We start from the raw sequence: 20,945 nt of genomic DNA on the forward strand, positions 1-20,945 counted from the left end.
ACGGGTTCGACACATGGACACGTGGCTGGCCCTCTCCCCAGGGACGGGGGGCGGGGTCACAGTCGTACCTACAGATTGGGTCGATCGTCATCAAGGTAAACGCCCTGCAGGTGGGAGCGCAGGTGGAGCGCGGCCGGGCGGGCATCAGGGAGGTACAGCGTCCCGCCTCGCTTCCGCGCAAGGTTCAGGGCGTGCGGGGAACGGCGGACACCGCGGGGCGGGAGTAGTCGGCGGAGGCGGAGGGCGCCACGCCCGGCTTGTCGACTACACCGGTCACCGGGGGCGGCACCTGGTTCTGCCGGTTGCTCGCACCACCGCGGTACACGGCGCTGAAGGCCAGGGCCACCATCCCGATGCCCATCAGCAGGGCAAGGAGCCAGGCGACCGGCCGGTGCCAGCGCGCCGTACCCCGGTAAGGGCGCAGGGAGCCGCCATGCCGCCCGTAGGGGCCGTAGTCGTCCTCGAGGAGGCCGTCGGGATCATCGGGGTCGTACGGGGCGCCGAACGCCCTCTCGCGGCCGTACAGGCCGTCCGGACCGTATCCGTCGTCGTAGAGGTCGTCGTCCAACGCTCCGCCGCCCGAACGCGCCCTGCTCGCCTCGGCTTCGGCGCGGGCCTGCGCCGCGGCCAGCAGACGCTCGACCGCGGTGGGTTCGTGGATCTCGGCGGACCGGACGAAGTCCTCGTCGAACACCACGGAGGCGAAGTCCTCGTCCGCGCCCCCGCGGTCGTCGTCGGGCTCCCAGCCGTCCGGGAACGGCCTGCCCCCCACGTCGTCCGGCACAGCTTCAGCGTAGCCCCGGCGGGGCGATTTGGGCAGGGAGCCCGCAAACTCACCCGCCCGCCGCCCGCCCCGCCGGAGGTGTCCCGCTAACGGATGTGGCCGTCGCCGGTGACGATGTACTTCGTCGAGGTCAGCTCCGGCAGCCCCATCGGCCCCCGGGCGTGCAGCTTCTGGGTCGAGATGCCGATCTCCGCTCCGAATCCGAACTGACCACCGTCCGTGAAGCGCGTGGAAGCGTTCACGGCGACCGTCGTGGAATCGACCAACTGGGTGAACCGGCGGGCCGCCGCCTGCGAGGTGGTGACGATCGCCTCGGTGTGGCCCGAGGACCAGAGCCGGATGTGCGCCACGGCGGATTCCAGCGACTCGACGACCGCGGCCGCGATGTCGTACGAGAGGTATTCGGTCTCCCAGTCCTCCGGCGTAGCCGCCACGACGGTGGCCTTGGACCCCTCGGCGTACGCGAGCACCCGCTCGTCGCCGTGCACCGTCACCCCGGCCTCGGCCAGCGCGTCCAGTGCCAGCGGGAGGAAGTCCGCGGCGACGTCCTTGTGGACCAGGAGGGTCTCGGCCGCGTTGCACACGCTCGGGCGCTGCGCCTTGGAGTTGACCAGGATCTCGACGGCCATACCGAGGTCGGTCTGCGCGTCGACGTACACGTGGCAGTTGCCGGTGCCGGTCTCGATGACGGGGACCGTCGACTCCTCCACGACCGTGCGGATCAGGGAGGCACCGCCGCGCGGGATCAGTACGTCGACGAGGCCACGGGCCCGCATCAGTTCGCGCACCGAATCGCGGTTCTCGCCCGGGACGAGCTGCACGGCGTCCGCCGGCAGACCGGACCCGCCCACCGCGTCACGGAGCACCCGCACGAGTGCGGTGTTCGAGGCGTAGGCCGAGGAGGATCCCCGCAGCAGCACCGCGTTCCCCGACTTGAGGCAGAGCGCGGCCGCGTCGACCGTCACATTGGGCCGGGCCTCGTAGATGATGCCGACCACACCGAGCGGCACCCGCACCTGACGCAGGTCGATGCCGTTGGGGAGGGTGGAGCCCCGGACCACTTCGCCGACCGGGTCGGGCAGCGCCGCCACGTCACGCGCGTCCGCGGCGATCGCCCGGATCCTCTCCGGGGTGAGCGTGAGCCGGTCGACGATCGACTCGCTCGTCCCGGCCTCCCTGGCCTTCGCGACGTCCTCGGCGTTGGCGTCGACGATCTCGCTGGTGCGGACCTCGAGCGCGTCCGCGATCGCCAGCAGGGCGTCGTCCTTCGCCGCGCGCGGGAGTGGCGCGATGTCGTCGGCGGCGGCGCGTGCCCGATAGGCGGCCTGGGCGACCGGGGACATGTTGTCGTACGGCGAAAGCGTGGTCATGCCCGCAGGGTAGTGCGCACACTGCGGGCATCCGTCACGTATCCCGTCATGCGAGACAGGCGTATCGGTGGCTGTGCACGGGGCGCGGGAACGGAACGCCCCGGGCCGGGGCCTCCGCGCACGGTCCGGTACGTGAGCCCCCGGAGCCCGTGCACCCGCCGGTCCGGTACATCCGGTCAGTACGGGTGCACCCCGACGGGGGCGGCCGGCGGCGGGCCGTAGCCCTCGGCGATGCGCAGGTGGTACGTCTCCCGGTCGATGACCTCCAGGCCCACGATCTCCCAGGGCGGAAGCCTCGCGCTGGAGCGGTGCTCACCCCACAGCCGCAACGCCACCGCGGCGGCGTCGTGAAGGTCCCGGGCCTCTTCCCAGTAGCGGATCTCCGCGTGGTCGTTGGCATACCGGCTGGTCAGCAGGAACGGGTGATCGTGCGCCAGTTGCTCCAGCCCGCGCCTGACCTCCTTCAGCGGCGTCTCGGTGCCGGAGACACTGAGGGTGATGTGCCACAGCTTGGAGCGGGTCAGTTCCTCGTCCGTCACCACCGGTTCCTGCTCGAGGGTCTGGTCGGTGGGCGCACCGACGAAGTCGGCTCCCGCTCCGACGCTGGTCAGGGCGCGGCCGCCCGTTCCGCGGGGCGGCGCCCCCGGGCGCGCTCGTCTCACCGGCGGCCTCCTGTGAATGCGTAGCTGTGCTGACCCCTCGTGTCTCCGTGACAAAGTTGAGCAGTCCGAGACCGGGTGTGGGGCGGTTTTCGTGAAGGTCTCCGCCCGAAGGCTGGACTTTCAGCCGTTTCAGGGGGCCGGGCGGGGCGTGAGGACGACGAGATCGTCCCTGTGTACGACTTCCCGCTCGTAGGCGGGGCCCAGTTCACGTGCGAGGTCGCGGGTGGACCGGCCGAGCAGTTGGGGGATCTCCTTGGCGTCGAAGTTGACGAGCCCGCGGGCGACCGCCCGGCCGGCGGGGTCCCGCAGCTCGACCGGGTCCCCCGCGGAGAACTCCCCCTCGACCGCGGAGATTCCGGCGGGCAGCAAGGACGTACGGCGCTCGACGACGGCGCTCACGGCCCCGTCGTCGAGCGTGAGGGCGCCCTGTGGGGTCGAGGCGTGGGCCAGCCAGAGGAGCCGGTCCGCCGAGCGGCGCCCGGTGCGGTGGAAGTACGTGCCGGTGTCGCGCCCCGCGAGGGCGTCGGCGACGCGGCTCGCCGAGGTGAGGACGACCGGGATCCCGGCGGCGGTGGCGATCCGCGCCGCCTCGACCTTGGTGACCATGCCCCCGGTGCCGACGCCCGCCTTCCCCGCGCTGCCGATGGTGACGCCTTCCAGGTCGGCCGGTCCGCTCACCTCGGCGATGCGGGAGGTGCCCGGCGTGCTCGGGTCCCCGTCGTAGAGACCGTCGACATCGGACAGAAGTACGAGGAGGTCGGCATGGACCAGATGGGCGACGAGCGCGGCGAGCCGGTCGTTGTCCCCGAACCGGATCTCGTCGGTGGCCACCGTGTCGTTCTCGTTGACGACGGGGAAGGCGCCCATCTCCAGGAGCTGGTCGAGCGTGCTGTAGGCGTTGCGGTAGTGGGCGCGCCTGCTGGTGTCGTCGGAGGTCAGGAGCACCTGCCCGACCCGTACTCCGTAGCGGGCGAAGGACGCGGTGTAGCGGGCGACGAGCAGCCCCTGGCCGACGCTGGCCGCGGCCTGCTGACGGGCCAGGTCCTTGGGCCTGCGGACGAGCCCGAGCGGGGCGAGGCCCGCCGCGATGGCTCCGCTGGAGACGAGGACGATCTCGCGCTCACCACCGCTCCTCACCTTGGCGAGCGTGTCGACGAGCGCGTCCACCCGATCGGCGTCAAGCCCGCCTGCCGCGGTGGTGAGCGAGGAGGACCCGACTTTGACGACGATCCGGCGGGCGTCGGTCACATCCGGTCTACGCCCCGCGCCGCCCCCGGAGGGTGTGCGGAGCGCGCCTCCGGGTTCCCTTGCCACGCCTTCGGATTCCCTTGCCCCTGACACGTACGCCCGTCCCCATCACGTCGTCCTGCTCGGTTCGCCTCAATCTACGTGAGGGGCGGGATCGGCACCGCGCTGTCTCAGCTGCCGTCACCGCGCAGGCCTCATTACACGGGGCGCCCACTTCAGGTCACGTTCCGACATGCCCTCGAATGGAGTCATTTACGCCATCTCCACCCACCATTCATAGAGCTACCCTCTATTCCGTGACAGATGAACCGATCCGCCAGAGGCGCATTCTCCTCAGATCGGGCAAAAGCCCCTTCGATGTAGCTTCGCTCGAGCAGTCGCTCGACAGAGATGTCTTCGCGACCAATGCGGGCAACCTGATCTTCAGCGACGCGGCGCACAAGATACTGACGACTCCGCAGGCAGAGGTCTTCTCCAACGGCATCCGCACGGATCCGGCGGCGGCCGATCGCATCAACGAGGAGTTCGACGCCTTCGTCGTGCCCCTGGCGAACGCGTTCCGCCCGACCTTCGAGCGGCCCCTGAAGCGGATGACGCAGCTGATCAAGAAGCTGCGCATCCCCGTCGTCGTGCTGGGCGTCGGCGCGCAGGCCGACCTCACGTACGACGCGGCCCGGCTGAAGCCGATGGAGCCGACCGTCCGGGAGTTCGTCACCGAGGTACTCAACCGCAGCGCGTCCATCGGCGTGCGGGGAGAGTTCACCGAGCAGTACCTCAACGGCATGGGATTCCGGGACGTCGAGGTCATCGGCTGCCCCTCCATGTTCATGAACGGCGAAACGTTCACGCTCGAGAAGAAGGCCGAGTCGCTCACCGCGGAATCCCGCATCTCGGTGAACGGGTCGCACAGCGCCGTACGGTCACACGGCCTCGACGCCATCATCCGTCTGGCCCACGAGCGCTATCCGAATCTGCGGTTCGTCGGCCAGAACCTGCTCGAGGCCCAGCTGCTCCACTGGCGGGAGACGTCGAACCCGATCGGCGCCCAGACCTCGATGCCGACCCACCCGTCCCACCCGATGTACCGCGAGGGCAAGGTCCGGCTCTACGTGGACCCGGCCACCTGGATCGACGAGCTGCGCGCGTTCGACTTCTCGTTCGGGTCGCGCATCCACGGAAACATAGCGGCGCTGCTGGCCGGTGTCCCGAGCACCGTGCTCTGCAGCGACTCGCGGACCCTGGAGCTCTGCCGGTACTTCGACATCCCGCACCGCAAGATCACCGAGACGCCCAAGAACATCGACCCCGCCGAGCTGTACGAGGCCGCGGACTTCGGCGAGCTGGTGAACGGCCACAAGGAACGTTTCCTCCGCTTCACCGGCTTCATGGAGCGGAACGGCCTGGAGAACACGTTCCATCACGGCGACGGAGGCAAGGCTTTCGACGCCCAGATATCCAAGCTCGCCCTTCCGCCCGCCGCCAGGCCGTGGACCGACAGCGACCCGGAGTCCCTGCGCGGCCGCTTCAGCTGGCTGCAGAGCAGGCTGGAGGAACTGACGGAGGAGAACAGCGAGTTGCGGCGGGTCCAGCTCACCGGAAGGCCTGACCGGTTCGGCGGCAGGACTCAGGGCAGGGCGGGCGCCGCCGCGTACCGGCGCGCACGGCGCGTGGTGGGCCGGCCCGTCAGGAAGTTCCTGCGCCCGGAGCAGTGAGGACGCGCCCGCTCCCGCGTACTCCGTGGTCCTGGTGCCGTGACCGGCTGCGGTCCTAGGGCGTCCGGCGTGGGACGCGCCGAGCCGACCGGGCCGCCCTGCCTGCCTTGCGCACCAGGCGCCGCGCGATCGAGGTGACGGTCCGCTGTCTCGGCACCTCGATCCGCCGGCCGTCGATCCATTCGGCCACGGTCAGTTCGTACGCGGAGTCGGGCAGCTCCGCGCTCTCGCCGAAATGCGGATAGGCGAGGTACGCCTTGCCCCGGATCCCCTTACGGACGACCGCGGGCACATGCTTGTCCGCCATGAAACCGAGGACGTCCAGGAGCAGATCGAGCCGGCCACGGGCCACGCACGTCAGCCGCAGCCGCTCGTGGACCTTGAGGCGGCGGCCCAGTCCCGGCGACCAGTAGGCCTTGAGCAGCGGGGCCGCCAGCTCCATCTTCTCCTTCCGTACGGCCTCGGACTGCCGCAGCAGGGACGGGCCGAACTGCGGGAGCAGGGTGATGACGAATGGCCGGACCATCAGGTCGTCCCGTTCGGGCCCCGGTGGAAGCTGAGCCGCGATGAGCTCCGCCAGCGCCCGCGCGGAATCGAAGCGCAGCCGGTGACTCCCGCTCTTCGTCACATGCTTGCCGTCGTCCCGGCCCACCAGGTAATAGCAGGTGTAGTCGGCGACGACGGACACCCCGTTGCCGCGCAGGTACGCCTCCATGGTGAAGAGCGCGTCCTCGCCGGTCTTCAGCCCCTCGTCGAAGGTCAGCCCGAGCCGCACGAGCATCTCCCGCCGGAAGAGCTTCTGCGCGCTCAGGGTGAACTTGATGCGCGAGGAGAACAGGTCGGCCCGCTCGACGGTTTCCTTCCACATCGACTTCGGCGCGCCGCGGTTGACGCCGACGACCTTGCCGAGCACCACGTCGGTCCCCGCCCGGTCGCCCATCGCGACCAGCCGTTCGAGCGCCTCCTCGCCGAAGTAGTCGTCCGCGTCGAGGAAGAAGACGTAGCGCCCGCGGGCCAGCCCGAGCCCGACGTTGCGCGGCCCGCTGGGCCCGCCGGAGTTCTCCTGGTGGACGATCCGGGTCTCGATGGCGGTACGGGCCGCGAACTCCTCCAGATACTCCGCCGTGCCGTCCGTGGACCCGTCGTCGACGGCGATGATCTCGATGCGCCCGGCGGGCAGGGTCTGCGTCTCTACGGACTCCAGGCAGCGGATCAGGTACGGCATCGCCTCATAGGCCCCGATGACGACGCTGACGTCTGGTGTGCTGGTACTCATCTCTCCCCCGGTCCGCCCGCTCTTCGCTTTGCAGGAGAAGACGACGAAACGACGGTTCATGTCGCGTTCTCCGTACAGACACTCGAAAACGGCCTGTTCGTTCCCCTCTTGACACAGGAGACGGACAGGCCGTTCATGGGGTTGCCTTTGGATTCGGACTACCTTTCGGACACCCGCGTGACGCCCTCCGTGGGGTGCCCGTCGACGGGCACCCCACGGACCGGATCAGCGAGCGCGCAGCTGTTCCCTGAAGGAGACACAGTCCTCGTAGCGGGGCAGCAGGCCCCGCTCCTCCGCCTCGGCGAGCGTCGGCGCCTGCTCGTCCTTCGGGGAGAGCAGGGGCTCGATGCCCTCGGGCCAGGTGACGGCCAGATCGGGGTCGAGGGGGTTGAGGCCGTGCTCACGCTCGGGTGCGTAGCCCTCGGAACAGAGGTACACCACGGTGGCGTCGTCGCTCAGGGCGAAGAAGGCGTGTCCGAGCCCTTCGGAGAGGTACACCGCGTGGTGGGTCTCGTCGTCGAGCCGGACGATCTCCCACTGCTTGTACGTCGGGGAGCCGACCCGGATGTCGACGATGACGTCGAGGACCGCGCCGCGGACGCACTTGACGTACTTCGCCTGGCTCGGCGGCACGTCCGCGTAGTGGATGCCGCGCAGGGTGCCGCGCCTGGACACCGAGCAGTTCGCCTGGACGAGGCTGAGGTCCTGTCCGGTCGCGGTACGGAAGTCCGCGCCCCGGAACCACTCGTGGAAGCTGCCGCGGTCGTCCGGGAACACCTTCGGCTCGTGAACCCAGGCGCCTTCGATGGACAGAGGTCGCATACGTGTACTTCTTTCTCGACTGACTGGTCTACGCGCTGCGGCACACGCCGCCGGAATCGGGGGCCGCCCCTTGTGGCGGGCGAATCTCTCAGCCGAACAGGCTGCGCTTGAGTCTCCCTGCCACTCGCCGGGCGACGGAACGCTTCTTCAGGGTAGGAGCGGCGGGCTTCGCGGCAGCAGCGGCAGTGGGTTTCCCGGTGGCGGAGGCGGCCGGCCCGACCGCGATCGTGCCGTCGTCCGCGACCAGGAGCGCGACGGGGAGGGGGCTCCACCGCGGCTTGCCACGTCTGGCCGAGGGCATGCCCAGCCCCAGGGCCCAGGCCCTCCCCGGAAGCAGGGTGCCGGGCAGTTCCGAGGTCAGCACGGCACCCTCGGGAGCTGCGGTGAGCGTGGCTTCCATGTGGACCGTCCCGGAGTCCGCGGACTTGAAGCGCAGGAGGACGGTCCCGGTACCGGCGGCGGAGTCCACCGCGAGCGGTAGCGGCAGCTCGACGCGGCCGCCCTCGATCCGGACGTCCTCAGGAGTGATCCGCCGCACGTCCCGGTCGATGCGGCTGGTGGCGAGGTCCACGTCGAGCGAGAGGTTGCCGTGCGGCTCGGTCCAGTAGGGCAGGACCACTCTGCGCGGCGAACCGCTCAGGCAACCGAGGCGCCCCTCCTCGATGTGGTCGGCACGGACCGACCCCAGGCGGGCCTCCTTGGTCCAGCCGCAGGAACTGATCCTGAAGAGGACGTCCCAGATGCCGTCCCCGAGCGGTGCCCCGTTGGCGGCGGCCTCCGGATCGATCGTCGCGGTGGCCCGCAGTTCCTGCCGGAACGTGGAGTCGTCCCCGACCGGGATCCGCTCCCTGGTGAACTCCACCGGCTGGAAGAACTCCGCGGCCGTGGAACGTTCACGCACGACCAGGTCGACTTTGGACGTCCCGACCGGCGCCACGGTGCTGACTCCGAGGCCGGCGATCGTGTGCAGGGTCTCGTCGGCGAGCTGCGGGGCGAGCAGGTCCTTCCCGTCCTCGGAACGGAAGGTCATCGGCGCGTCCGCCACCTCGTACTCGGCGGTGAAGCCGACCTTCAGCGAACCGTCTTCCCAACCAAGGCTTTCGAGGCGCCCGGTGGGCCTGATGCCGGACTCCCAGCCGGCCAGTTCCTCGATGTCGCCGAGACGGTCGTCCACGATGAGGGCGGCGACTATCTGCTGGGTGGGCTGCATACCGGCGGCGACGCCCGGGCCGAACCGCTCGGTGACCACACCGCGGATCTCCTTGAAGAGTTCCGCGCGGTAGTCCTCGGGAAGGCTCAGCAGCCGCTTGCCGCGGAGCCGCTCGACCATCTCGTTGCGCAGCCAGCGGCGGTAGAGGCCGTCGCGGAGCTCTCCCGGTTCCGTGTACTTCTCGACGACGTCCAGCGCTTCACGGAGGTTGCCGTAGTAGCCCACCGGGTCGAAGCGCTGGAAGCCGGCGTTCGAGGCGTCGTCGCGCTTGATGTGGTAGTAGCACAGGTAGTCGCTGAGAACGGAGACGTTCGCGGCCCGCAGATAGGTCTCGACGACGAAGACATGGTCCTCCAGACGCCTGCGTCCCTCACGGAACCTGATGTCGTTGCTCTCCAGGAACTCCCTGCGGAACATCTTGTGCGGCGTCAGGCTGTCGATCAGCGGGGCGTTGGCGACATCGGCCCGGGGGCGGTTGACCCGGAAGAGCTCCACCGGAACCGGACGGCCCTTGCCCGCCATCTTGCCGACGATGACGTCGGAACCGTTCTCCACGCCATAGTGGTACATGCGCTCGAGCGCCTCGTCGCCGAGCCAGTCGTCGTTGTCGACGTACATGACGAACTCGCCCTTGGCCGCCGCCGTCCCCACGTTGCGCGGCTTGCCCGACCAGCCCGACGACTCCTGATGGATCACGTGCATGTTCGGGTGCGCGGCGGCAAGTTCGTCCAGGCGGGCGGGGGTGGCGTCCGTGGAGCCGTCGTCGACGAAGATCGCCTCGTACTCGGTGTCCGGCAGAGTCTGCCGCAACAGAGAGGAAATGCAGTCCTCGATGTACTCGCCCGGGTTGTATACGGGAATGACGACGCTGACCTTGACGGACATGCAGAACCTCATCTGGTAATCAGGGAAAATCGGCGCTGAATCCCACCCGGGACGCCCGCCCTACAGGATATATCCGGAGCGGAGAGCCCTTCCCCGGGGTGGATGCGCAGCAATCGGACGGCAAAAATAATCAATGGATTCACAGAGTGACGGACGAGGTCGCCGGGCCCCGGGGCGGTCGGGGTCCGGCGACTTCAGGAACGAGCTTCGGACAGGCTGCGCATTCAGCGCGTGGAGCCGTCCTCGCTGTATCGCTTCTTCAGCACGCGCTTCTTGTTCGTACCTTCGGCGTTCTTACCCTTCTCGATGATGACAAGGTTGTGGTAAAAGTGCATGCCCACAATGTTGAGGTCGGTGTAGGACGGCTCGTAATCCGCGTCCACGAACTCCTCGTAGTTGAGGCCGTCGGCGAGCCTTTTCAGCATCGACATGCTGGTCTTCGGGTCGCCACGGTCCTCGCTTCCCTGCCATTCCGGCCAGTACGAGGTCTGTGTGTCCTCGACGGCGTAGATTCCACCGTCCTTGAGCAGCGGGAAAAGCGTCTCGAACGTCGTCAGAATGTGCGGACTCAGATGACTGCCGTCGTCGATGATGACGTCGAGTGTGCCGATCTTCGCTGCGACGCCGACGAGAGATCCGGCATCGGACTGGTCGCCGATGAAGGTCGTGATCCGCTCCTCGTCGACAAACGACTTGTCCCGGATGTCCATCCCGTAGATCTGTGCATTCGGGAAGAAGTGCTTCCACATGCGCAGCGATGCGCCGCCCTGGCCCGCCCTGCTGTAACCACCTACACCGATCTCCAGCAGATTGATGGGCTCATTCTTCAGGTGCTCGAGATGCCGCTGGTAGTGCTGCGCGTACCTGTGGGTCCCCCACTTGTCGGTCTTGAAGTGCTGGGCGAGCTTCCGCAGGTCGCGTGAGATCGCAGCGATTCCCGTGGGCGCGGCGGGGCGCGGAACAGCGGGAGGCGCGCCCAACAGCCTCCTCCGGTAGCGGCGCAGCCGCTTCCACCCCGCCTCTCCCACGATTGTCCTGACCATTTTCTTCGCAGCTGTCTTTGTCGCCATCGCACGGATTCCCTTCCGTATCGAACACTGCACAGGCGTCACGACAGTGAGTGTGACACCCAGAAGTCCAGCCCGCCTGCGATTCGTTGATCCGGAAGTACGGATCCGATTCGCCGGCTCGGCCCGTACAGGAACAGCGTGAACGAAAAAATACGCCAGCCGCACCGATCGGTTCGGCAGGCAGCGAACTTACTGCGTCCGGGTGACAGTCGGCAATGACCACAGGGTCACGGAGTTCCGTGAACATCCTTGAAAGCCTCTGCGAGCGCTTCCCGCCAATTCCGGATGGGTTCGAGACCGGCTTCCTTCCAGCGTTCGTGTCCCAGCACGCTGTACGCGGGGCGCGGAGCCGGCCGGGCGAAAGCCGCACTGGTGGTCGGGCGGACACGTTCCGGATCGGCGCCCAATTCCTCGAAGATGGCCCGGGTGAAACCGAACCAGGTCGTCTCGCCGCTGCTGGTTCCGTGGTAGATGCCCGCCGGTGCCGTTCCGGCCAAGGCCCCCAGCCCCAGCCGTACGAGGCGGTCGGCCACGTCGCCGGTCCAGGTGGGCTGACCCAGCTGGTCGTCCACGACGTCCAGCGTGTCCTTGATGCCCTCGAGCTTGATCATCGTTCGGACGAAGTTGCCTCCGCCCGCTCCGTACAGCCACGCGGTACGGACGACGTACCCCGCGTCGGGCAGCAAGGAGAGAACTGCCCGCTCACCCGCCAGCTTGGTCCGTCCGTAGGCGCTCCGCGGGGCGGTGGGCGCCGTCTCCGCGTAGGGCTCGGCCGCCTGTCCGTCGAACACGTAGTCGGTGGAGACCTGGAGCAGCACGATTCCGTGCTCGGCGCAGGCCTCGGCGAGGATCCGCGGGCCCTCGCCGTTGATGCGCAGCGCCTCGTCCTCCCTGGTCTCGGCGTCGTCCACCGCGGTCCAGGCGGCGCAGTTGACGATCACGGACGGGCCGTGCTCCTCGACAGCCCGTCGCACGGCGCCCGCATCGGTGATGTCCAGTGCCTTGCGGTCCAGGCCGACAGCGGACTCACCGTCCCGGGCCAGCCTGGCCAGGACGTCCTGCCCGAGCATCCCGCCCGCGCCTGTGACCAACCAACTGCCGCTCATTCCGCATCCCGCTTTCCGTTGTACCTGCTGGCGTGACCGTGGGCCGGTGCGAACCCGGCACCGTAGGACGTAGGACTCAGAGCGCCGCTCGGTCCTTCAGCGGCTCCCACCAGGCGCGGTTGTCGCGGTACCACTGCACGGTCTCGGCGAGGCCCTGCTTGAAGTCCTTGCGTGGCTCGTAGCCGAGCTCATCCCTGATCTTGGCGCAGTCCACCGAGTAGCGGCGGTCGTGGCCCTTGCGGTCCTCGACGTAGGTCACGCTGGTCTCCCAGTCGGCCCCGCACGCCTCCAGCAGAAGACCGGTCAGCTCCTTGTTGGAGAGTTCGGTGCCGCCGCCGATGTTGTAGACCTCTCCGGCCCGGCCCTTCGTGCGGACCAGCTCGATGCCCTGGACGTGGTCGTCGATGTGCAGCCAGTCACGGACGTTCGCCCCGTCGCCGTACAACGGGACGGTTCCGCCGTCCAGCAGGTTGGTGACGAAGAGCGGGATGACCTTCTCGGGGAAGTGGTGGTGCCCGTAGTTGTTGGAGCACCGGGTCACCCGCACGTCGAGCCCGTGGGTCCGGTGGTACGAGAGGGCGATCAGGTCGCTGGACGCCTTGGCGGAGGAGTAGGGCGAGTTGGGCTCGAGCGGGTGCGTCTCGGGCCAGGAGCCCTGGGCGATCGAGCCGTAGACCTCGTCCGTCGAGATGTGCACGAACGTCTTGACGCCGGCCAGGTGCGCGGCGTGGATCAGGGTGTGCGTGCCCACCACGTTCGTGCGGACGAACTCGGCGCCGCCGTCGATGGAACGATCCACGTGGGACTCCGCGGCGAAGTGCACCACCTGGTCGTGCTCGGCCATCAGCTTGCCGACGAGTTCGGGATCGCAGATGTCGCCCTGTACGAAGGTGAAGCCCGGGTGATCACGGACCTCGTCGAGGTTGGCCGGGTTGCCCGCGTAAGTGAGCTTGTCGAGCACCGTGACGGCGATGTCGCCCGGTCCCTCGGGGCCCAGCAGGGTACGGACGTAGTGGGAACCGATGAATCCGGCCCCGCCGGTCACCAGGATGTTCGTGGTCATGAGGAAATCTGCACCTTGCTGTGGTCGCCGAGCACGAGTCGGTGAGCGGAGGGATTACGGGGCGCGGGAGTCACCTCGACGTTGCGGCCGATGAGCGACGCCTCGACGCGCCGGACTCCGACGATGGACGCGCCCTTCAGGACGATGGAGTACTCGATCTCGCTGTCCGCGATGTTGCAGCCTTCGGAGACCGAGGTGAAGGGGCCGACGTAGGAGTCGCTGATCACCGAGTCCGATCCGATGATCACGGGGCCCACGATGCGGCTCCCGCTGACCTTGGCCCCCTTCTCGATGCGGACCCGGCCGATGATCTCGCTGCCGTCGTCGACCTCCGCCTCCTCGGCGTACGGCTCGACGGTCTCCAGCACCGAGCGGTTGACCTCCAGCATGTCGGTGACGTTGCCGGTGTCCTTCCAGTACCCCGAGATCGTGGTGGAGCGGACGTTCCGCTGCTGGTCGATCAGCCACTGGATGGCGTGGGTGATCTCCAGCTCGCCCCGCCAGGACGGCTCGATCGAGCGGACCGCTTCGTGGATGGCGGGGGTGAAGAGGTAGACGCCGACCAGGGCCAGGTCGCTCTTGGGGACCTTCGGCTTCTCCTCCAACGCGACCACCCGTCCCTCGGCGTCGAGCTCCGCGACACCGAAGGAGGTGGGGTTGGGGACACGCGTCAACAGGATCTGCGCGTCGGGCCGGTCGCTGCGGAACTCCTCGACCAGCCCGCTGATACCGCCGACGATGAAGTTGTCACCGAGGTACATGACGAAGTCGTCGTCGCCGAGGAACTCGCGGGCGATGAGTACGGCGTGGGCCAGGCCCAGCGGCTCGTCCTGCGGGATGTAGGTGACCTTGATACCGAACTCGGAGCCGTCACCGACGGCCTCCCGGATCTCGTCGACCGTGTCTCCGACCACGATGCCGACCTCGGTGATGCCCGCGTCGGCGATGGCCTCGAGGCCGTAGAAGAGAACCGGCTTGTTGGCGACGGGCACCAGCTGTTTGGCCGATGTATGGGTGATGGGGCGCAGACGGGTGCCCGCCCCGCCGGAGAGTACGAGAGCCTTCACGATTTCTGTCCCCATGGTGAGTATGTGGTGATCAAGTGCCGGACAGCGGTCACTCGTTGAAAACGATGTGATTTTACTGTGAATACCCCACCCTCCTGCCACGCGGGAAGGTAGGGCCTACGCGTCCACCAGGACACCCGGGAACCCCGGGCACGGTAGGTCTTATAGACGGAAATATCCCTCTTCACAGCTCCTGCTACTCCGCACTCGCACCCGATGCAGGCCAAGGAGTGAATGCGGCATCACCGACGCACGCCCCAGAGACCTCGCGGCAGCAGCCGGGAATCGCACTGCCGTTCACATCCAGTTAAGACAGCCGGTCCGGCGCGTTGGTTGTGCGCCGCACCCATCTTCGGACTGTGAGCCGCACCACAAAGGGCCCGCCGAAACCCGTTTCCAGGTTTCGACGGGCCCGTGCCCGTTCTGTGCCGTCTCGGACTCAGCCGCCCACGGGTTCGCCCAGGTTCCGGGCGACCCCCATGTTGCGCGCCTCCGCCTTCGCGGCCAGTTCCTTGACCGCCGCGTCGAACCGTTCGATGGAGGTCGGCTCGTCGGGGCCGAGCAGGTACTGCTTCAGCTCACGCCGCGCCTCTCCCAGCGAGTCGGCGGCCGGGTCGGTGACGGCGGCCATCAGCGTGTCCAGCTCGGCCGCCGAGTTCGAGAGGATCACCGCGGCGCGTACCGCGGTGTTCTGGCGCCGGAACTCGTCCTCGCCCATCGCGGCCGAGTCGGTCACCGCGTACGGCTTGCCGCTCGCGATGAAGTCCGACACCACGCTGGAGATGTCCGAGACCATGGCGTCCGACTCGTTGAAGCAGTCGTACAGACGGGGCGCGGCCCCGGTGATGACCTTGTGCTCCCACCAGCCGGTGGAACGCCAGTAGGCGTCGTTCCACTCCTCCCGGAGCTTCGCGGTCTCCGCCACGACCTCCGGGGCGACCTTGGCGTCCCGGGAGGTCGTTGCCTCGTCCCTGCCGGTCTGCGAACTGCCGGCGAGCAGGGACAGCCGCGCCTCGATGCGCAGCATCTCGGCCCGCGCCTCGGCCTGCCCGGCCTCCAGCATGCCCCGCTCGTTCGCCCACCGGGGGTCGGTGGCGCGTTCGGCCGCGGCCTGCTCGATCATCTGGGTGATACGGACGTGCACGGCCTTCGCCCGCCGGCTGCGGGTACCGGTGAAGGGGTGCGGCTTGTAGAGCACCCGGACCGGCTGCTCGGCGGTCAGCAGGCGCCTGACGATGTTCTCGCCCGCCAGCAGCAGCGAGGTGTTGCCGGGGTTGTCGTCCCAGCCCTCCCAGGTGGGGGCGTACAGCACGGTCGGGACCGGGTTCTTCGGTGCGCCGGTCCACGACTTGATGGAAGCGAGCTGAGGGCGTCCCACCTCGACGATGTCCTCGTCGCGGATCCCGACGTCGGCCAGTGCGTAGCGGTCCCGCCCGGCCTTCCCGGCGGTCCACACCTCGTCGTACACCTTGCTGTACGGATTGACGCTGGCGAGCTTGTCGCTGTCGCCATGCCCGATGAAGACGTGCTTCATCGTCGGCACCCGGAGCATGTGGATGTTCTTGCCCACGTTCGCCGCGTACAGGGCCACGCGGACCGACGAGAGGTCCAGGTTCATCAGGTGCACCCCGCCGGGCACGCAGAGCACCGGCACCGAGGTCATGGCCAGCTGGGGGACGATGTTGCGCTCACGCAGGAAGATCAGCGGGCGCCCGCCGAGCTGAGCCATCGTCTCCAGCCACATGTTCACCTGGTACGCCGAGTCCTTGGATCCGGAGAAGTACATGATGACCGTCGGCCGGTAGCTGCCCAGCCACGCGTCGACCGCGGCGAGGACCTTGGTCTCCGGCGGGACGAGGCGGCTGGGGCGCGCGTAGGGCAGCAAGGCGGCGAGGTACAGGACGGCGAGACCGAGCATGAGCGCCAGGCCGGCGTACGCGAAGGCGGCGGTGCCGGTCTCGAGGGCGACCAGCACGCCGACCAGGGCGAAGAGGTCCAGGTGCAGCATCTTCTCGGCCGGACGGCTCATCAGCCTGCGCGGCGGGGCGCCACCGATGGCCACCTCGCTGAGGTCGATGTTCCGGGTGACCACCGGCAGCTTGCGGCGCAACCGGATCAGGGTGACCATCGCGCTCTGCGGCGCCTGCAGGCCGTAGAAGGCCAGCAGGCAGGCCACGGTCACGTAGAAGAGGGTGCCCTCGCCGTAGCCCATGCGCGAGAGCAGCAGGACCAGCAGCAGCTGACGCACCAGGAAGCGGATCGACAGACCCGCGCGCACCGCGGCCAACCGGTTGACGAGATAACTGCCGCAGCGGTGCAGATAGTGGTCCGCCGCGTACGTCACGAGGGCGGCCGCCACGAAGCACCACAGGTTGGGAACGATGGCCGCGACCATGACGCACGGGAATCCCAGACCCAGGAGAAGCGCGGCGGCCAGCTCCGAACCGCTGCCGACACGAGCCAACCGAATGGCTTTCGAAATCACGAAGTACCGCTCCCGAGAATGCTGACTGATTACGTTGAGTGCCTTGCGGGGAATATGTGAAGAGCGACTTCACGCACTCGGACCCCGTCATTCGCCGTAATGGCGGAACGACGGGGTCCGAATAGTCGATCACTGATTATGACACATCGATCTGACGGTCCAGCACTGAGGCCAAGGCCTGCTCGAAGCCCGATGCCTCACTCGCCCCACGGGTCGGGTCCTGCTGGCGCACGTCGATCACATGGCCGGTCATCTCGGACAGCAGGACGTCGACGGACGTACGGGCCACCGCCTCGGAGGAGAGCAGCGAGCCCACCGGCTCCTCGCCGAACGCCTTGGTCCGCATCGGCGTCGCGGTCCGCTCCGGGTTGACACAGTTCACCCGGACCCCGTCCGCCGCCCACTCGTCCGACAGCGCCTGGGTGAGGTTCACCATGGCTGCCTTGGTGGAGGAGTAGAGGCTGTACTCGGCGCGGCCGCGGGTGTAGCTGCTGGATGTGTAGAGCAGCAGCTGCCCCTTGGTCTCCGCGAGGTACTTGTACGAGGCGCGGGCGATCTGGACGGGCGCCAGGTAGTTGACGTTCAGCGCCTCCTGGATCGTCGCGGTGTCGGTCTCGGCCAGCTTGCCGATGCGCAGCACACCCGCGGTGTTGACCACGTAGTCGATGCGCCCCGTCTCCGCGTACGCCGTGGAGAGCGCGTCGTCGACGTGCTCCGGGTTCTCGATGTGCGTCCCCGTGGTGGAGCGTCCCAGGGCGTACACCTTCGCGCCGAACGACTCGGCGAGCGACGCGATGTCGGCGCCGATGCCGTAGGACCCGCCGAAGACCACCATCGTCTTGCCGGTGAGCAGTTCCCGGTAGTCCGCCTCGCCGGCCGGCTGCGGAACGGCGGTCGAAGCCAGCTGGAACAGCTTGTCCGCGATGAAGACGTCGACCGGCTGGGTGACCTTCATGTTGTACTCATCGCCCGCGACGACGTAGATCGGCACGTCCGGCAGGTACTTCAGGACAACCGAACAGTCGTCGGTGGCCTGGAAGTTGGGGTCACCCGCGGCGACCTCGTAGGCCCGCCGGATGGTCGACAGCTTGAACGCCTGGGGGGTCTGGCCGCGGCGCAGCCGGGACCGGTCGGGTACGTCCGTGATGAACGCGCCGTCCTCGCCGTGGGTGCGGGTCACGATGATGGTGTCGGCGGACGGGATGGCGACGTCGACGGCCTGGTAGCGGTCGAGGGCGTCGACGCAGTCCTTGATGACCCGCTGGGACAGCAGCGGACGCACGGCGTCGTGGAACAGGACGTTGCGGTCCTCCCCGTCGGCCAGGCCCTCGCCGAGTGCCGCGATGGCTCGCTCGGTCGTCTCGTTGCGGGTCGAACCGCCCTCGATCACCTTGATGACCTTGGTCAGCCCGGCCTTGGCGACGATCTTCTCGACATCGGAGACATAACCCGGAGCCATCAGGACGATGACGTCATCGATCGATTCGGCCTGCTGGAAGATGCTCAGGGTGTGCTCGATGACCGCCTTGCCGGCGATCTTCAGCAGCTGCTTCGGTATCGACAGACCCACGCGCTGACCGGTACCGCCGGCGAGTACGACTGCCGTGGTGCGGACTTGGGCTATGTACTGCTCAGACACAGACGACGACCTACCTTGCGAGGGCTGGGGAACATCCTGATGGTTGCACCCTCCGTTACCATCTCGCAAGGTGGACGTCGAGTGCGCCTCACCCGGGGAACACCTGCTGTTCGCCCGCCACACAGGACAAACACCCGGATCGCGGCCGTACGAGCAGGTGACCGACGCCACACGACTGAGCGGTGTGGAGCACCCATGAGCGGGCATGCCGCGCCGGTTTTCACCCGGGCGGCCGACCCGGCGCCAGGGCGGGTTTCGAAAGTCCCGCCCGGGCGGGACTCCCCCACCGGGCGGGACCGCGTGTTCAGTCGCTGAAGGGCTCGAACCCCTCGTACTCGCGCTGCGCGACATCGCGCTCGGACTCGCGCTCGCGGCGGCGCGTCGCGGCGGGGCGGGGAGCCTCGAGGCGGTGGTCCTCGCCACGGCGGCCCAGCATCTCCGCGCCGGCGGCCATGGTCGGCTCCCAGTCGAAGACGACCGCGTTGTCCTCGGCTCCGATGGCCACGCCGTCGCCGGCCTGGGCACCCGCCTTACGGAGCGCGTCCTCGACACCGAGCCGGTTGAGCCGGTCGGCGAGGTAGCCGACGGCCTCGTCGTTGTTGAAGTCGGTCTGGCGGATCCAGCGCTCGGGCTTCTCGCCGCGCACGCGGTAGATGCCGTCGTCCTCCACGGTCACCGTGAAGCCGGCGTCGTCAACGGCCTTGGGACGGATGACGACCCGGGTCGACTCCTCCTTCGGCTTGCTGGCACGCGCTTCGGCGATGATCCCGGCGAGGGCGTACGAGAGCTCGTTGAGGCCCTTGTGCGCGATGGCCGAGACCTCGAAGACGCGGTAACCGCGCGCCTCCAGGTCCGGGCGGATCATGTCGGCGAGGTCCTGGCCGTCCGGGATGTCGACCTTGTTGAGGGCGACGATGCGCGGGCGGTTCTCGAGGCCGCCGTACAGCCGCAGTTCCTCCTCGATCATGTCGAGGTCCGAGACGGGGTCGCGGTCCGACTCCAGCGTCGCGGTGTCCAGGACGTGCACGAGGACGGAGCAGCGCTCGACGTGCCGCAGGAACTCCAGGCCGAGCCCCTTGCCCTGGCTGGCGCCCGGGATGAGCCCGGGGACGTCGGCGATGGTGTAGACGGTCGAACCGGCGGTGACGACGCCCAGGTTGGGCACGAGGGTCGTGAACGGGTAGTCCGCGATCTTCGGCTTGGCCGCGGAGAGCACCGAGATCAGCGAGGACTTGCCCGCGCTCGGGTAGCCCACGAGCGCGACGTCGGCGACGGTCTTGAGCTCCAGGACGATGTCCCGGCTCTCCCCCGGCTCGCCGAGCAGCGCGAAGCCGGGTGCCTTGCGCCGCGCGGAGGCCAGCGCGGCGTTGCCGAGGCCGCCCCGGCCGCCCTGGCCGGCGACGAAGGTGGTGCCCTGGCCGACCAGGTCGGCGAGAACGTTCCCGGCCTTGTCCAGGACGACGGTGCCGTCCGGGACGGGCAGCACGAGGTCCTGGCCGTCCTTGCCGGAACGGTTGTCACCGGCGCCGGGCTGGCCGTTCGTGGCCTTGCGGTGGGGGTGGTGGTGGTAGTCCAGCAGTGTGGTCACGGCCTGCTCGACGACGAGGATGACGTCGCCGCCGCGCCCGCCGTTACCCCCGTCGGGGCCGCCCAGCGGCTTGAACTTCTCACGGTGAACGGAGGCCACGCCGTGGCCTCCGTTACCCGCGGCGGCATGCAGCTCGACGCGGTCCACGAAGGTGGTCATGGTGGGTGCCTCCAGGTACTGCGGGAAAAATACGGGAATGTCTCTTGACGTAACGCGCCGAGGGCGGACCCGCTTCCCCGGTCAACCGGGAAAACTGAGATCCGCCCTCGGAAGGTGCTGTGTCGTTCGGTCGGTGCCTGACTCAGGCAGCGACGGGAACGATGTTCACGACCTTGCGGCCACGGTGCGTACCGAACTCCACCGCACCGGCGGTCAGCGCGAACAGCGTGTCGTCGCCGCCACGGCCGACGCCCGTGCCCGGGTGGAAGTGGGTGCCGCGCTGGCGGACCAGGATCTCACCGGCGTTGACGGCCTGACCGCCGAAGCGCTTCACGCCGAGCCGCTGAGCATTGGAATCGCGCCCGTTCCGAGTGGACGATGCGCCCTTCTTATGTGCCATGTCTCCTCAGTCCCTTACTTCGCAGCCGCGGGGATACCGGTGACCTTGATCGCCGTGTACTGCTGGCGGTGACCCTGGCGGCGGCGGTAACCGGTCTTGTTCTTGTAGCGAAGGATGTCGATCTTCGCGCCCTTGTGGTGGTCCACGATCTCGGCCTGGACCTTGATGCCGTCCAGAACCCAGGGGTCGCTGGTCACGGCGTCGCCGTCGACAACGAGCAGGGTCGAGAGCTCGACCGTGTCGCCAACCTGGGCGGTGGAAATCTTGTCAACCTCAACGATGTCGCCGACAGCAACCTTGTGCTGGCGACCACCGCTGCGCACGATGGCGTACACGCGGATCTCTCTCTCACTCGGAACGGATCCCCTGATGCCAGCCGCCCGCACGGGCCGGGGCCCG

The 20,945-nt window shown here is 68.4% G+C and carries 17 protein-coding genes; 1 reads left to right on the forward strand and 16 read right to left on the reverse strand.

Translation table 11 applies throughout. The features are described from left to right. Positions 1-184: 184 nt before the first annotated feature. From ACFYQ5_RS07725 to proB, 4 genes are all read right to left on the reverse strand, one after another. Positions 185-784, reverse strand: coding sequence for a hypothetical protein (locus tag ACFYQ5_RS07725; RefSeq protein ID WP_389194561.1), 600 nt, complete (start codon positions 782-784; stop codon positions 185-187). A gap of 86 nt (positions 785-870) precedes the next feature. Then, positions 871-2,154 (reverse strand): glutamate-5-semialdehyde dehydrogenase, encoded by a 1,284-nt coding sequence (locus tag ACFYQ5_RS07730; protein WP_389194564.1) that lies wholly within the window; start codon positions 2,152-2,154, stop codon positions 871-873. Positions 2,155-2,330: 176 nt separating this feature from the next. After that, positions 2,331-2,816: a hypothetical protein gene (locus ACFYQ5_RS07735; RefSeq protein WP_389194567.1), complete on the reverse strand. Its 486-nt coding sequence runs from the start codon at positions 2,814-2,816 to the stop codon at positions 2,331-2,333. Positions 2,817-2,945: 129 nt separating this feature from the next. Continuing rightward, a complete protein-coding gene (proB, locus tag ACFYQ5_RS07740; RefSeq protein WP_389195355.1) occupies positions 2,946-4,064 on the reverse strand; it encodes a glutamate 5-kinase in 1,119 nt (372 codons plus the stop codon). Positions 4,065-4,360: 296 nt separating this feature from the next. Between proB and ACFYQ5_RS07745 the strand changes: the two genes are divergently transcribed. Further along, positions 4,361-5,776, forward strand: a complete 1,416-nt coding sequence (locus ACFYQ5_RS07745) for a polysaccharide pyruvyl transferase family protein (protein ID WP_389194570.1) — start codon at positions 4,361-4,363, stop codon at positions 5,774-5,776. Positions 5,777-5,831: 55 nt separating this feature from the next. Here the strand turns inward: ACFYQ5_RS07745 and ACFYQ5_RS07750 are convergent, their stop codons facing one another. From ACFYQ5_RS07750 to rplU, 12 genes are all read right to left on the reverse strand, one after another. After that, positions 5,832-7,052: a glycosyltransferase family 2 protein gene (locus tag ACFYQ5_RS07750; protein ID WP_389195358.1), complete on the reverse strand. Its 1,221-nt coding sequence runs from the start codon at positions 7,050-7,052 to the stop codon at positions 5,832-5,834. A gap of 225 nt (positions 7,053-7,277) precedes the next feature. Then, positions 7,278-7,874, reverse strand: coding sequence for a dTDP-4-dehydrorhamnose 3,5-epimerase (gene rfbC / locus ACFYQ5_RS07755; protein ID WP_389194573.1), 597 nt, complete (start codon positions 7,872-7,874; stop codon positions 7,278-7,280). Positions 7,875-7,962: 88 nt separating this feature from the next. Further along, entirely contained in the window at positions 7,963-9,969 is a 2,007-nt protein-coding gene (locus ACFYQ5_RS07760) for a glycosyltransferase family 2 protein (RefSeq protein ID WP_389194576.1), read from the reverse strand. 224 nt (positions 9,970-10,193) lie between these two features. After that, positions 10,194-11,081 carry a hypothetical protein gene (locus ACFYQ5_RS07765; protein ID WP_389194579.1) on the reverse strand — a complete coding sequence of 296 codons (888 nt, stop codon included), beginning with the start codon at positions 11,079-11,081 and terminating at the stop codon, positions 10,194-10,196. A gap of 185 nt (positions 11,082-11,266) precedes the next feature. Next, positions 11,267-12,145 carry a dTDP-4-dehydrorhamnose reductase gene (gene rfbD / locus ACFYQ5_RS07770; protein ID WP_389194582.1) on the reverse strand — a complete coding sequence of 293 codons (879 nt, stop codon included), beginning with the start codon at positions 12,143-12,145 and terminating at the stop codon, positions 11,267-11,269. 76 nt (positions 12,146-12,221) lie between these two features. Then, entirely contained in the window at positions 12,222-13,208 is a 987-nt protein-coding gene (rfbB, locus tag ACFYQ5_RS07775; RefSeq protein WP_389194585.1) for a dTDP-glucose 4,6-dehydratase, read from the reverse strand. Continuing rightward, positions 13,205-14,275 carry a glucose-1-phosphate thymidylyltransferase gene (locus ACFYQ5_RS07780; RefSeq protein ID WP_389195360.1) on the reverse strand — a complete coding sequence of 357 codons (1,071 nt, stop codon included), beginning with the start codon at positions 14,273-14,275 and terminating at the stop codon, positions 13,205-13,207. Before ACFYQ5_RS07780 ends, rfbB begins: the two co-directional genes overlap by 4 nt. A 439-nt stretch (positions 14,276-14,714) precedes the next feature. Continuing rightward, on the reverse strand, positions 14,715-16,760 hold the full coding sequence (locus tag ACFYQ5_RS07785; RefSeq protein WP_389194587.1) for a hypothetical protein: 2,046 nt from the start codon (positions 16,758-16,760) through the stop codon (positions 14,715-14,717). A 136-nt stretch (positions 16,761-16,896) separates the two neighbouring features. Then, positions 16,897-18,399, reverse strand: coding sequence for a D-ribitol-5-phosphate cytidylyltransferase (locus ACFYQ5_RS07790; RefSeq protein ID WP_389194590.1), 1,503 nt, complete (start codon positions 18,397-18,399; stop codon positions 16,897-16,899). 304 nt (positions 18,400-18,703) lie between these two features. After that, the gene (gene obgE, locus ACFYQ5_RS07795) at positions 18,704-20,146 is read right to left on the reverse strand and encodes a GTPase ObgE (protein WP_389194594.1); all 1,443 of its coding nucleotides are present in this window, start codon (positions 20,144-20,146) and stop codon (positions 18,704-18,706) included. 142 nt (positions 20,147-20,288) lie between these two features. Next, positions 20,289-20,546, reverse strand: a complete 258-nt coding sequence (gene rpmA / locus ACFYQ5_RS07800; protein WP_014045902.1) for a 50S ribosomal protein L27 — start codon at positions 20,544-20,546, stop codon at positions 20,289-20,291. 14 nt (positions 20,547-20,560) lie between these two features. Then, positions 20,561-20,881 (reverse strand): 50S ribosomal protein L21, encoded by a 321-nt coding sequence (rplU, locus tag ACFYQ5_RS07805; protein ID WP_389194597.1) that lies wholly within the window; start codon positions 20,879-20,881, stop codon positions 20,561-20,563. Positions 20,882-20,945: the final 64 nt, after the last annotated feature.

It is taken from the genome of Streptomyces sp. NPDC005794 (genome assembly GCF_042871445.1).
GTDB lineage: Bacteria > Actinomycetota > Actinomycetes > Streptomycetales > Streptomycetaceae > Streptomyces.